A 13,611-nucleotide genomic window follows, 5' to 3' on the forward strand; every position below is an offset into this window, starting at 1 on the left:
GAGCACAACGGGAGTTGCAACCGGTAACGTTTTATTGAATAAACGTTGCACTTAATAAATCAGCTTTAAATTACCGTGTGCCAGCTTATTTTAATAATTAGATCTATTACCACGCTGGCAACACCCCCTAACAACCGGGAGAAGCAATATGACACAACAGGTTAAGCATTTTATCGACGGCGAGTTCGTCACCTCAAACAGTGACAAACTGATCCCTGTCACCAACCCGGCAACCCAGGAAGTGATAGCCCAGGTACCTTGCGCCACGCCTGAAGAAATGACCCGGGCAGTAGAGTCGGCCAAAGCCGCTTTTTTAACCTGGAAAGAAGTGCCGGTATCAGAGCGCGCGCGCTTAATGATGCGCTTTGCCCATTTATTAAAAGAGCATCAGGGCGAAATTGCCGACATTATCTGTCAGGAACTGGGTAAAACCGTTGAAGACGCCAAAGGCGATGTCTGGCGTGGTATCGAAGTGGTTGAGCAGGCCGCCAATATTCCCTCATTAATGATGGGCGAAACCGTTGAAAACGTCGCGCGCAGCATTGACACTTACAGCTACATTCAGCCGTTAGGCGTCTGTGCCGGTATTACCCCGTTTAACTTCCCGGCAATGATCCCATTGTGGATGTTCCCGATGGCCATTGCCTGTGGCAATACCTTTATCTTAAAACCGTCTGAGCAAGACCCGATGACGGTTAACAAAATTGCCGAACTGTTTGTGCAGGCTGGTGCGCCGAAAGGCGTATTGCAGGTTGTGCATGGCGCCAAAGAGCAGGTAGATGCTATTTTGCACCACCCGGATATTAAAGCCATTTCGTTTGTCGGATCAGTTAACGTGGGCCAGTACATTTACAAAACCGGTACCGACAATTTAAAACGGGTACAGGCTTTTGCTGGTGCGAAAAACCATATGGTGATTATGCCCGATGCCAATAAGCAGCAGGTGGTTAATGCTTTAGTTGGTGCTTCCGTTGGTGCAGCCGGTCAGCGCTGTATGGCGATTTCAGTTGCGGTGTTTGTTGGTGCGGCAGCTGAGTGGATCCCGGACGTGGCGGCTGCCATTGGCAAAGTACGCCCGGGCGTGTACACCGACCCGAACGCGGCTTACGGCCCGCAAATCAGCCCGCAAGCGCGTGCGCGGGTGTTGTCATTAATTGAACAGGGTAAAAAAGAAGGCGCCACTTGCGTGCTGGATGGTTCAGACTGCAAAGTGGACGGCTATCCGAACGGTAACTGGGTTGGCCCGACTGTGTTCAGTAATGTCACCACCGAGATGGAAATTTATAAGCAGGAAATCTTTGGCCCGGTATTAACCACTATGCAGGTGGATTCACTGGCTGAAGCATTAAAAGTAGTTAACGACAGCCCCTACGGTAACGGTACTTCAATCTTTACTGCCAGCGGTGCTGCAGCCCGTAAGTATCAGCATGAAGTGGAAGTAGGTCAGGTCGGGATTAACATTCCAATTCCAGTGCCACTGCCGTTCTTCTCGTTTACTGGCTGGAAAGGCTCGTTTTATGGTGATCAGCATGCTTATGGTAAGCAGGCGGTGCGTTTCTATACCGAGACCAAAACCATTACTGCCCGCTGGTTTGATGACGATATTCCGGTATCAGGCCCTAATATGTCGATTAACCTGCGTTAACGTATCCAGGCGGGTGGCAGACTTTACTAAGCCGACCGTTGGAGGCCAGGGATGGCCGGAAACGAGCCCCAGGGAAGGTTTATAGCGTGTCGGCGTGTAAAGTATGCTGCCAAGCCCCAGATGGTTTGAACAAAATTATAAGGTGCAGTGACACCACAACCTGAAAAGGTATATAAATGAATTTCAATTTAACAGAAGACCAACAAGCCTTTGTTGATGTGGCCAAACAGTTTGCCGAACAAGAGCTGGCGCCACATGCAGCGCAGTGGGATCGTGATCATCACTTCCCAAAAGACGTGATTCAAAAAGCCGGTGAGCTGGGCTTTTGCTCGCTGTATACCGCCGAAGATGACGGTGGCATGGGTTTATCCCGCTTAGACTCATCTATTATTTTCGAACAACTGGCGATGGGCTGTACTGCCACTACCGCCATGCTGACTATTCACAATATGGCCACCTGGATGATAGCAACCTGGGGTACCAGTGATGCTAAAGCGCAGTGGGTAGAGCACTTGGTTTCCGGCCAGAAACTGGCGTCTTACTGCTTAACTGAGCCGGGTTCAGGCTCAGATGCCGCTGGCTTGCGTACTTCTGCCAAAAAAGATGGCAGTGATTATGTGCTAAACGGCTCGAAGATGTTTATCTCTGGTGCCGGTGAGACCGAAGTATTAGTAGTAATGGCCCGTACCGGTGAAGCCGGTCCGAAAGGCATTTCGGCCTTTATTGTGCCGGCTGATGCCAAAGGGGTCATTTACGGCAAAGCGGAAGAGAAAATGGGCTGGAACGCTCAGCCAACCCGCTTAATTACTTTTGAAGATGTGCGTATTCCGGCGCATTACCTGCTGGGCAATGAAGGCGAAGGCTTTGGGTTTGCCATGAAAGGCCTGGACGGTGGCCGGATTAATATTGCCACTTGTTCCATTGGTACCGCACAGCAGGCGTTGAACACTGCCCGTAACTATATGCTGGAACGTCAGCAGTTTGGTAAGCCCCTGGCGGCGTTTCAGGCGCTGCAGTTTAAACTGGCCGATATGGCCACCGAGTTAGTGGCTGCCCGCCAGTTAGTGCGCTTAGCGGCGTTTAAGCTGGATGAAAAAGACGGTGAAGCCACTGCTTATTGCGCTATGGCCAAGCGCTTTGCCACTGATGTTGGCTTTCAGGTCTGCGATCAGGCGCTGCAGCTGCACGGTGGTTATGGTTACATTAAGGAATACCCACTGGAGCGGCATTTCCGTGATGTGCGGGTGCATCAGATTTTGGAAGGCACCAATGAAATTATGCGGTTGATTATCGGCCGGCGGTTACTGGATGAAGCTGCAGGCGACATTCTGTAACAAGTATCTGATTTAATGTAGTGAATTAACACTGGAGGAGGAATAGCCTTGTTCTAAAGCGACCGTTGCAGGCCATGGATGGCCGGAACCGAGCCCCATGGATGGTTTATAGCGTGTCGCTGTGGACAAGGCTGTTTCTCCGAGCTCACTTGCTAAGTGACGCTATCAAAGGAGACTGGAATGGCTCAATTAAAACTGGAAAAGCGCGGTAATACGGCGCTTATCACCATGGCAAACCCGCCAGCCAACACCTGGACCCACGCCAGCTTAACCGAGTTGCGCGACACGGTTATCAGCCTGAACAACGATAAAAACATTTATGCGTTAGTAATTACCGGCGAAGGTGACAAATTCTTCTCAGCCGGCGCTGATTTAAAACTGTTTGCCGATGGCGATAAAGCCGTGGCGAGCGATATGGCGCGTATTTTTGGCGAAGCTTTTGAAACCTTGAGTGCCTTTCGTGGTGTGTCGATTGCGGCGATTAATGGCTACGCGATGGGCGGCGGTTTAGAAGTAGCATTAGCATGTGATATCCGGATTGCTGAACAGCAAGCACAAATGGCGTTACCTGAAGCGAAAGTAGGTTTACTGCCTTGCGCTGGCGGCACCCAGAACCTGGCCTGGTTGGTCGGTGAGGGCTGGGCCAAGCGGATGATTTTATGCGGCGAGCGGCTTAATGCTGAAAAAGCGCTGCAAATTGGTTTGGTAGAAGAAGTGGTACCCACAGGCACGGTGTTAGACGCAGCCCTGGCGCTGGCCGATAAAGTGGCTGGCCAAAGCCCGGTGGCGGTAACCGCCTGTAAAAAGCTTATCCAGCAGGGCCGTGCGGGCAATATTAATGCAGCCTTGCCGTTAGAGCGTGAGTTGTTTGTCGGCTTATTCGACACTAAAGATCAGGTTGAAGGCGTGCAGGCCTTTTTAGAAAAACGCCAGGCCAACTGGGTAAACGGGTGATGAGCATGAGTACAGACGTAGTGTTATATCAGGAACTTACGGCTGACAATGGCAAGAAAATTGCGGTTGCTACCCTTAACTCGGAAAAGTCGTTAAATGCGTTAAGTTTGCCGATGGTCGAGTCGTTACTGCCGCAAATGCAGGCGTGGAAAGAAGACCCAAACATAGCGATGGTATTGCTGCAAGGTGCCGGTGATAAAGCGTTTTGCGCCGGTGGTGATATCCGTGATTTATATCAGGCGATGAAAGAAAGCCCGGATTATTATCACCCCTACGTGGAAGAGTTTTTCACCAAAGAATATACCCTCGATTATCTGATCCATACCTTTGATAAACCAGTGCTGGTGTGGGGCAATGGTATTGTGATGGGCGGTGGTTTAGGCCTGATGGCCGGGGCGTCGCACCGGGTTGTGACGGCAACCAGCCGCATCGCCATGCCGGAAATGGCGATTGGCTTATACCCTGATGTTGGTGCCAGCTGGTTTTTAAACCGGATGCCACCGGGCTGTGGCATTTTTTTGGGTTTAACCGGCGCGTCGATTAATGCTGCCGATGCCAAATTTATCCATCTGGCAGATTACTTTTTGCTACACGAAGAAAAGGCCAGCCTGGTAGATAAACTATTAACGGTAAAATGGGGCGAGACTGTCGCGCTGAATCATCAGAAGCTGTCAGATATGCTGCGCGGTGCGGAAGAGCAGTGTCGCAATAAAATGCCGTTAAGCCAGATCCGGCCGCATCAAAGCGCCATTACCGGATTGCATGAGATTAACAGTTTACCTGCAGTGATCAGCGCTATTAATGCCATTGAGGGCGACGATAAATGGCTGGTTAAAGCTAAACAGTCGCTGGCCTATGGCAGCCCGATCACTGCTCATATAGTGTTTAAGCTGTTGCAACTGGGCCAGAGCAAAATCCTCGCCGACAGTTTCCGGCTGGAGCTGGGCATTAGTGTGCAATGTGGTCAGCTGGGCGAGTTTCAGGAAGGGGTGCGGGCTTTGTTAATTGATAAAGACTTAACCCCGAAGTGGCAGTACCCAAGCGTGGCAGAGGTGCCTGCCGAGGTTATCGAGCTGTTGTTTAGCTCACCCTGGCCGGACAATGAGCACCCGTTAAAAGATTTAGGCTTGTTGGATAGTTAAATTAGCAAGACAACTGCAAGGAATTGAAAATGGCTAAAGTTGCATTTATTGGTTTAGGAAACATGGGTGGCCCAATGGCCACTAACTTATTAAAAGCCGGCCACGATGTTACCGCGTTTGATTTATCCCAAGCGGCGCTGGCGCAGATAAAAGCGGAAGGCGCTAAAGTTGCCGATTCCGCCAGAGAGGCGGTTGCGGGCACCGACTATGTTATTTCGATGCTACCAGCGGGTAAGCATGTCATCGGCTTGTATCTGGGTGAACAGGGCATTGCCAGTGCTATCAGCAAGCAGGCACTGGTTATTGATTGTTCTACCATCGATGCCGAAAGTGCCCGCACGGTAGGCATAGGCTTAGCTGAGCAGGGCATCGCCTTTATCGATGCACCGGTTTCCGGCGGAGTAGGCGGCGCTAAAGCCGGCACCCTGACTTTTATCGTCGGTGGCGCCAGCCAGGACTTTCAAAATGCCCACACTGTCCTTAGCAATATGGGTAAAAACCTGTTCCATGCCGGAGCTATTGGCGCAGGCCAGGTAGCGAAAATTTGTAATAATATGCTGCTGAGCATTTTAATGGCGGGCACTTCTGAAGCGCTGCAAATGGGCATTAATAATGGCCTCGATCCAAAAGTGTTGTCAGATATTATGCTGAAAAGCTCGGGTCGTAACTGGACATTGGAGTTATACAACCCTTGTCCGGGGGTGATGGACAATGTGCCATCGTCAAACGATTATCAGGGCGGCTTTATGGTCGACCTGATGGCCAAAGACTTAGGCCTGGCGCTGGAAGCGGCCAATCATAGCGGCAGCAACACCCCATTAGGTGAGTTGGCGCATAGTTTATACGTGAAACATCAGCAGGCCGGCAACGGCAAACTGGATTTCTCCAGTATTTTTAAGATGTTTGCTAAAGCCGATTAAATAACACGCAAGTACCCCGAATGTTTTCTCCGGGACACGCCGTAAATACGTCCCTGTAGGCTCCTGTTTTTCATCCATGAAAAACACGGTCCCGGCAGAAAAATTCTGCGCACTTGCTCACTGAGAAGTATCAAGCGAGTACGGATGTACTTTTTTCAGTGACCGTTGAAGGCCATGGATGGCCGGAACCGAGCCCCATGGATGGTTTATGGCGTGTCACAGAAAAAATGTACGCAGTAATCGCGGCTACGGAGAAATGAATGAAGCTGCAAAACAAAACCATTGTAATTACCGGCGGGGCTCAGGGCCTGGGCCTGGAAATGGCGCGAATGTGCGCTGCTGAGGGCGCCAAACTGGCATTAATTGATATGAATGCCGAGCAGTTAGCTGCGGCCAAGGCTGAGCTTTCGGACACAACGACAGTGCATACTTATAGTGCCAACGTGGCTGATGAAACCCAGGTTGAAGACACTTTTAGCCAAATCGACAGCGATTTTGACGGCATCGACGGCCTGATTAATAACGCCGGCATTTTGCGTGACGGCCTGCTGCTGAAATACAAAGACGGTGAGCTGGTTAGCAAAATGTCGCTGGCGCAGTTTCAGTCTGTTATCGACGTTAACTTAACCGGGGTTTTCCTGTGTGGCCGTGAAGCGGCGGCTATTATGGTTAAGCGCGGTACCAAAGGCGTTATTATTAATATGTCGAGCGTCGCCCGTGGCGGCAATATGGGCCAGACTAACTATGCCGCCTCTAAAGCCGGTGTGGTAGCGATGACAGTAACCTGGGCCCGTGAGCTTGGCCGCTTTGGTATTCGGGTAGGTGCTATCGCCCCTGGCGTTATCCGTACCGCCATGACCGACGCGATGAAGCCAGAAGCGCGCGACCGCTTAGAGAAAATGAAACCGGTAGGCCGCTTAGGCGAAGCCAGCGAAATCGCTCACACCGCCAAGTACATTTTCGAAAACGACTTTTTCACCGGCCGGGTAGTAGAAATAGACGGCGGCATCAGCATGTAAGCTGCACGCTTTGGATGCTAAAAAAGACGCTGCGGCGTCTTTTTGTTTTTGTATAGGTTATTAAGATTAATTGACTTTTTTAAAGAAAACTATTGCTAATGTACCTTGATGGCTGGCAGCATAGCGTTGTATTTTATTTAGGAAAATCATTGAGCAGTATCGTGATGACAAAGAAATTGAATAACGGCTTTACCTTAATAGAACTGATCATAGTGATTGTTATTCTGGGCGTGTTAGCGGTAGTGTCTGCTCCGCGTTTTATTAACCTTAGCTCAGATAGCAATGAGGCTGTACTGGAAGGGTTGGGTGGTGCGATGCTGGATGCTGCTAATCTGGTTTACGCTAAAGCCATTATTCAGAATGTACAGGCTGATGCAACGGCAAATGTTGATTTAGACGGTGACGGCGCTGACGATATTGCCACCGTATTTGGCTATCCCAGTGGTAACAGAACGACCGGTGTTTCTAATGCACTCGAGCTTGGTGATGACTGGGCTTATTCTGATATTTTTCCCGGTGTCGCATTACATGTTACCCGCGCCTCGTTGGCGGGCTTCAGCGGCGTAACTAATAATAATATCCCGATAACCCGAACCGCGTGTTTTCTGACCTATCGGCCACCAGGCAGCGCAGGATTAGAGCCAACAATAACTTATACAACCAGTGGCTGCTAATTAAAAAATACATATTAAAAGCGTTTGTACTTTTGCTATTTAGTAAAGTTAAGGCGCTTTTTTATTGGCTTATTCAAATTGTGTGGTAGCTTAACTTTTACAATAAGAGCCATACCCAAAATCATTGAAAGATGAGGGGTATTCAACAGGGACCTACCATGAAAACCAGCTTACTGCTTGCTACGCTAGTATTAACATCAGCGTTACTTACCCCAACTTTTGCTATCGCTGATGACAAAGCCGAACTTACTGCACTGCTTAGCGAGTTTTTAGACGGCGCCACCCGTAATGATCCGGCTATTCATAATAAATACTGGGCTGACGAGCTGATATACACCAGCTCCGCCGGCACCCGCTTTGGTAAAGCTGAGCTGATGCAATCCGTAAACAGCCGTGGCGAGCTAAAAGCAGATGAAATAGGCATGCGCTACAGCAGCGAAGATGTGCAAATTCTGCAATACGGCGACACTGCCGTAGTCGCTTTTACCCTGGTAGCCACCTCAGACACCGAAACGCTGCGCTTTTTAAACAGCGGTACTTTTATCCGCAAAAATGGTAACTGGCAGGCAGTGAATTGGCAGGCGACCAGGAAAGCGGAATAGTAATGAACCACTATTTATTGATATACCACACCGCTGCCGATTATCTGCAACGCCGAGCAGAATTTCGCTCCGCCCATCTGGCACTGGCATGGCAAGCCGCTGAACGCGGCGAGCTATTACTTGGTGGCGCCGTGGGTGACCCAGCAGACAGCGCACTACTGCTGTTTCGTTGCGACAATGCCGATATTCCGGCCGCGTTTGCTAAAGCTGACCCTTACGTAGTAAACGGCCTGGTAAAAAGCTGGCAGGTTAAACCCTGGCATACGGTAGTAGGTGAGGGCGCGGCCAACCCGGTAACAACATAGGCAGCGAGCCAGTGCCAGTGGCAAAATAGCATTACGTAGCGCGGTTGAAGCAATGTGCTGTTCACTCTGTTAAAGGAATGCAGCTGTGCTTCGGCTAGTTTATCGCCAGCAATAAAATAAGGTTCAGAAAAGGCTGCTCAGTGCCAATAATTGACGTTGCTCCTCTCGCTAGGTAATCTGCTTTTAAACGACCAATCACCTAAAAAATTATAAAATGGAATTTGAACTTCGAGAATTGGGTCAGACTACGGGTAAGAAAGTAATAAAAATCCTATTGGCGAATGTTGTCATATGGGCCACTACATATCTTGGTTACAAATACTTGCCAGACATTCTTAACTTAGATTTACAAAGCTCCGGTAAATTGATTGCCATTATAGCTATGGGGCCAGCAATAGCGTTGGTAAGCACTATACAAATCGGAGTCAGGCAACAACGCCTTTTTGCTGCTGGCGCCGCTGGTATTAAATTTGGTGACCCGGCATCAGGCATTCAGTCCTATTCATGGGCCGACATAGCTTGTTTTAACTTATCGCCTGACACGAAAGTACTCAAATTCGCTGCGGATAGCATGGATATAGCAGAGACTATCCCGCTAAAAAAATTCGGAATTAATGAACAGCAATTTAATAGGCTTTTTGAGTTATCTACTACTTTCTTAAGGAAATAATGTATTGCCGGTTAGTGCCCAGGCTGTGTAAAAACTCGTTTTTTGTAGCATCTCAGTATTATCCCAGGCCTGTGATGTAAGAATTTCTCTGGTGTTGACCGCATACACTCTGATTTGTTTTCTGTCGGTTTGGGGGCTTTAAAAGCGGGGGCATTCGGTGCTATCGCATGGTTTTCAGTGGGCTAAAGTGCCTATAGCCGCTAGCCCCAGTGCTCTTGCAGCTTACTGGCTAGTCCTTCAGTACCCCAGATTGATATCATCCGTTTCAGGTTATAGGCCAGTACATGTAGACTGATTTCGGTGCTGACGTTTTTAAATCGTCGCATCAGGAAGTGAGTCGCACCCATCCACATTTTAATTGTTCCAAACGGATGCTCTACCGTTTGCTTTCGGATAACTGCTGTTTGTGGTGATGCATCAAGCCTGGACTGCATGTCTTCCATTTCAGCTTCATGAACCCAGCGCCGGATACGTCTGGGATCACGTTTTGATGTGGTACATTTTGATCGTTGGCTGCAATCACGACATGCGATACAGTTAAAGTACATTTGTAGCTCTAAACCATCCTCAACTACCGTAAATCTATTCTGAAGCTCGCTGCCAGCCGGACAAATATAGACATCCTTTTCTCGGTCATACTTGAACAAGGAACGGTTAAAAAGGCCTTTACGGTCAGCGCCGGAGGTATCACCTTTTGGCACCAGGGCTGTGGCTCCTAAGTCTTGAGCTGCTTTAATATCACTCCGGCTGTAATAGCCTTTGTCAGCCAGTACGGTAATATCGGCCTTGCCAACAGCATCTTGCGCCAATTTCGTTACCGCCGTTAGTTGTCCACGGTCAGGTGTATTTGTCACTTCATGGGCAACAATCAGATGATGCTTAGCATCCACGGCGGTCTGAACGTTATAGCTAACCTGACGGTTAACATTGTTTATCTTCATCAACCGCGAATCTGGGTCTGTTAGTGATAACTGCTTATCAGGGTGTTGTTCCACTTCCTGCTGGACTTGCTTTAGCTCTTCTAAACGCCTTTGGAGCCATGCCAGTTTAGTCGCTGTTAAATCTGCTTTTGCTTCAAGCTCTGCGCTCTTGTCGGCATCATCGAGCTTATTCAAATATAAGCTGATACTTTTCTCAACTCTTTCGATGTGGCCTTTAACTTTGCTGGGGGTATAGTTATTAGATTTACTGTTTACCGCTTTGAACTTGCTGCCGTCGATGGCAACAAGCACATCCGTGAACATTTGCATCTGCCGACACAGGTCGATAAAAGCCCGGCAAGCATTCTTGATACCGTTACCGTTATTTTTCCTGAAGTCTGCGATGGTTTTAAAGTCAGGTGTTAACCGCTCAAGTAACCACATCAGCTCAACGTTGCGATGCGTTTCTTTCTCTAACCTGCGGGAGGATTGGATGCGGTTGAGGTATCCATAAATGTACAGTTTCAGCATGGTAGCCGGATGATATCCGGGACGTCCTGTCTGTTTTGCGCTAACTCTCTCGAAGCCAAGAGTGTCAAGTTGTAGTCCATCAACAAAGATATCGACTACTCGGACAGGGTTATCCTCAGTAACGAAGTCATCCAGCGCTTCAGGGAGCAAGGTTACTTGATGTCTGCCTTGGCCTTTAATATGGTGGGTCATATCAGCACACTTTGTTCTAATTCGTATGCTATTAATTTTAGTAAAGTGGCAGCTAACTGCGCTGATTTATCAAGAATGATTGATCATATAAATCTGTTGCTTAGACCAAAAGGTGATCAGCAGTTTTCACACAGCCTGTGCCAATAGCAGACGTTTGGGCACTATAAAAATATCATGTCCGCATCAGAGCATCGCCACCTTTTATTAGACGGCTTAATCCGTATTTGAAGAAAATGCAAATACCAATTGTACCTATAACCTATTGTCTGTTATGAAAAAGCGATGTAGTGTTCTACACATTATATTTACGAAGGCGGAAAAATCCGTGTTTAAATACGGAGCTTTCCGCCGAATAAGCATTCAACTCAGATCGAGGATTAAATGGATATAGAGTTCTTGAAACCATCGGATCGTCTTAGGGTTATGGATCTAGTTGAATCTACTGGAATAGATGTTAGCGACTGGGCAAACTTTAAGGGTGGAGTGGAGAAAGCCGCATCGAATCCAAAGTATTGCTATGAATGGTCATACGAGGATCACAGTAAGCAAGTCATTGTTCTTAATCTTTGGTATGAAAACCTGTCAGTACAAGATGGCGAGATTGTTCAAAAACTTAACTTAAGAGATATAGCAAAAAACGCTGCGAGTTCACCTCAGTCTCGCCGCGCAACAAAGATGGATTTTTCTCTACAAAAAGCAGCTCGGCTTAATTGGCTTGTAAGAGTAATAATTTGTGATGGTGGAAGAAGAGATTCAAATGCTACTAAGTCGAGTGCAGATAGACGACTTCTTGATGGCGAGAAATGGTATGTAAAGAGCTATACAGATTCCGGTGATTGTGTTCTTGTTCGCGGTGAACCAACCGAATTGTTCATTGATCAATTCAGTATAGAAGGTGTACCTGCTGGCGAAGCGAAGAAAAGAGAATCAATGACGTCAGTTTATGAACGCAGCCCGCAGGTTAGAAGTTATATTTTGAAGAGATCGGGCGGATTCTGTGAGTGGTGTGGTCAAGAAGGATTTAAAACCTTATCAGGCTCCGTATATTTGGAAACTCACCATATTCAACCGCTATCAGATAATGGCAGTGATACAGTTGATAACGTAGTAGCCTTATGCCCAAACCACCATCGAGAGGCACACTTTGGAGAGAGTGCAGTTCAATTCCGAAAAGAGCTAGCTGAGCGAGTGGAAAAGCTGAACAAGTCAATACAGCCGACCAATAACGCGTCGGCTGATTGAGACGTTACAATATCAAGGATATTTCATGGATAAATTGAAGCGATACGAGTTAATCAATCAACTTCTTATTCTGGAGAAGCTTTATCCTGAAGAAGCAGATTATTACGCAAAGAATAGAAAGGCACTCGAAAACGGGTATGAGCTTCACTACTCTTGGCTGACCGAGAATATCAGTGATGGTCTCTCCGAAGAGGAATGCAAGTGTAGTGGCACACTAAATTTGGCCACCTGATTAGAGGTGTTATCATACACCTCATAGATGATTAGGTGACACTATGAATAAGAAAACCAGACCTACTTTTAGCGCTGAATTTCGTCTTGAAGCGGCCCAGTTAGTAGTTGACCAGGGTTATACCGTTTCCAAGGCAGCCGATGTAATGAATGTCGGTAAATCGACCATGGATAAATGGGTGCGACAGTTACGGGATGAGCGCGCAGGTAACAGCCCTAAAGCCTCACCGATGACGCCAGACCAGATTAAAATCCGTGAGTTAGAGAAGAAAATCAAACGGATAGAGCTGGAGAAAGAAATCTTAAAAAAGGCTACCGCTCTCTTGATGTCGGACTCGCTGAACACTTCTCGATAATCGAGAGCCTCAAGCGGAGCTATGCCGTGACCTTACTCTGTGAGGTCTTTAACGTTCATCGCAGCAGTTATAAAGCGTGGTCGTCGCGTCGTGGCCAGATTAATCCACAGCGCGTGATTGAACAAAGCAAAGTACGCGAGCTGTTTAACGCCAGTAACAGTTCAGCAGGCGCTCGCAGCCTTGCTGATATGGCAACGGCTCAAGGCGTTAAGCTATCACGTTATCGTGCTGGAAAGCTGATGCAGCAGCTGGATTTAGTCAGCTGCCAACTGCCAAGTCATGCTTATAAAAAGGCCGTAAAAGAGCATGTGGACATCCCAAATCATCTGGCGCGGCAATTCGCTGTTACTGCACCAAATCAGGTTTGGTGTGGCGATGTAACGTATATCTGGAGTGGTAACCGATGGGCCTATCTGGCTGTTGTGATTGATTTATTTGCGCGTAAACCGATTGGCTGGGCGATGTCATACTCACCCGACAGTGAACTGACCGGCAAAGCCCTTAGTATGGCCTGGGAGGTACGAGGCAAACCTAAGGATGTCATGTTCCATAGTGATCAGGGCAGTCATTACACAAGCCGGAAATACAGACAGTTGCTGTGGCGATTTCAAATTAAACAAAGTATGAGTCGGCGTGGTAACTGTTGGGACAATAGCCCGATGGAACGCTTCTTCCGGAGCCTTAAAACGGAATGGGTACCGGTAACAGGTTATGGCTCGCTAATTGAGGCAACCGCGTCTGTGGTGAGCTATATCACTGGCTATTACAGCCAACTGAGGCCGCATCAGTATAACGGCGGTTTAACACCAAATGAGTCAGAGAAAAGATACTGGCTTTACTATAAAACCGTGGCCAATTTTACTTGACCACTACA

Annotated in this window: 14 protein-coding genes; 13 read left to right on the forward strand and 1 reads right to left on the reverse strand. The window is 48.1% G+C overall.

Annotated features, from left to right (window positions below; genetic code table 11):
- Positions 1-148 precede the first annotated feature (148 nt).
- The 10 genes from H141_RS0116365 to H141_RS0116410 all read left to right on the forward strand — a co-directional run bounded on the left by H141_RS0116365 (position 149) and on the right by H141_RS0116410 (position 9,265).
- Positions 149-1,645, forward strand: coding sequence for a CoA-acylating methylmalonate-semialdehyde dehydrogenase (locus H141_RS0116365; RefSeq protein WP_019677368.1), 1,497 nt, complete (start codon positions 149-151; stop codon positions 1,643-1,645).
- Between the two features lie 176 nt (positions 1,646-1,821).
- The gene (locus tag H141_RS0116370; RefSeq protein ID WP_019677369.1) at positions 1,822-2,979 is read left to right on the forward strand and encodes an acyl-CoA dehydrogenase family protein; all 1,158 of its coding nucleotides are present in this window, start codon (positions 1,822-1,824) and stop codon (positions 2,977-2,979) included.
- A gap of 180 nt (positions 2,980-3,159) precedes the next feature.
- On the forward strand, positions 3,160-3,933 hold the full coding sequence (locus tag H141_RS0116375) for an enoyl-CoA hydratase (RefSeq protein WP_019677370.1): 774 nt from the start codon (positions 3,160-3,162) through the stop codon (positions 3,931-3,933).
- A 5-nt stretch (positions 3,934-3,938) separates the two neighbouring features.
- Positions 3,939-5,075 carry an enoyl-CoA hydratase/isomerase family protein gene (locus H141_RS0116380; RefSeq protein ID WP_240473138.1) on the forward strand — a complete coding sequence of 379 codons (1,137 nt, stop codon included), beginning with the start codon at positions 3,939-3,941 and terminating at the stop codon, positions 5,073-5,075.
- A gap of 23 nt (positions 5,076-5,098) precedes the next feature.
- Positions 5,099-5,995: a 3-hydroxyisobutyrate dehydrogenase gene (gene mmsB / locus H141_RS0116385; protein ID WP_420834577.1), complete on the forward strand. Its 897-nt coding sequence runs from the start codon at positions 5,099-5,101 to the stop codon at positions 5,993-5,995.
- Between the two features lie 260 nt (positions 5,996-6,255).
- Positions 6,256-7,014 (forward strand): SDR family oxidoreductase, encoded by a 759-nt coding sequence (locus H141_RS0116390; protein ID WP_019677373.1) that lies wholly within the window; start codon positions 6,256-6,258, stop codon positions 7,012-7,014.
- A 164-nt stretch (positions 7,015-7,178) separates the two neighbouring features.
- Entirely contained in the window at positions 7,179-7,688 is a 510-nt protein-coding gene (locus tag H141_RS22035) for a prepilin-type N-terminal cleavage/methylation domain-containing protein (RefSeq protein WP_019677374.1), read from the forward strand.
- A 158-nt stretch (positions 7,689-7,846) separates the two neighbouring features.
- Positions 7,847-8,290: a nuclear transport factor 2 family protein gene (locus H141_RS0116400; RefSeq protein ID WP_019677375.1), complete on the forward strand. Its 444-nt coding sequence runs from the start codon at positions 7,847-7,849 to the stop codon at positions 8,288-8,290.
- Positions 8,291-8,292: 2 nt separating this feature from the next.
- Entirely contained in the window at positions 8,293-8,595 is a 303-nt protein-coding gene (locus H141_RS0116405; protein WP_019677376.1) for a YciI-like protein, read from the forward strand.
- 214 nt (positions 8,596-8,809) lie between these two features.
- Entirely contained in the window at positions 8,810-9,265 is a 456-nt protein-coding gene (locus H141_RS0116410; protein WP_019677377.1) for a hypothetical protein, read from the forward strand.
- Positions 9,266-9,465: 200 nt separating this feature from the next.
- Here H141_RS0116410 and H141_RS0116415 read toward each other — a convergent pair whose 3' ends face one another.
- Positions 9,466-10,908, reverse strand: a complete 1,443-nt coding sequence (locus tag H141_RS0116415) for an IS1182 family transposase (protein WP_026349514.1) — start codon at positions 10,906-10,908, stop codon at positions 9,466-9,468.
- 381 nt (positions 10,909-11,289) lie between these two features.
- On the opposite strand from H141_RS0116415, the gene H141_RS0116425 reads away from it, so the two are divergent.
- The 3 genes from H141_RS0116425 to H141_RS0116440 all read left to right on the forward strand — a co-directional run bounded on the left by H141_RS0116425 (position 11,290) and on the right by H141_RS0116440 (position 13,603).
- A complete protein-coding gene (locus tag H141_RS0116425) occupies positions 11,290-12,150 on the forward strand; it encodes an HNH endonuclease (RefSeq protein WP_019677380.1) in 861 nt (286 codons plus the stop codon).
- Between the two features lie 25 nt (positions 12,151-12,175).
- Positions 12,176-12,382 (forward strand): YfbU family protein, encoded by a 207-nt coding sequence (locus H141_RS0116430; protein WP_019677381.1) that lies wholly within the window; start codon positions 12,176-12,178, stop codon positions 12,380-12,382.
- 43 nt (positions 12,383-12,425) lie between these two features.
- Positions 12,426-13,603 (forward strand): IS3 family transposase gene (locus tag H141_RS0116440; protein ID WP_157610843.1). Its coding sequence is split into 2 segments (ribosomal slippage): positions 12,426-12,693 and positions 12,693-13,603, totalling 1,179 coding nucleotides; the frame shifts between segments, so codons are not numbered across the junction.
- Positions 13,604-13,611 lie beyond the last annotated feature (8 nt).

Origin of the sequence: Arsukibacterium perlucidum DSM 18276 (assembly GCF_000382165.1) — a bacterium.
Lineage (GTDB): Bacteria > Pseudomonadota > Gammaproteobacteria > Enterobacterales > Alteromonadaceae > Alishewanella > Alishewanella perlucidum.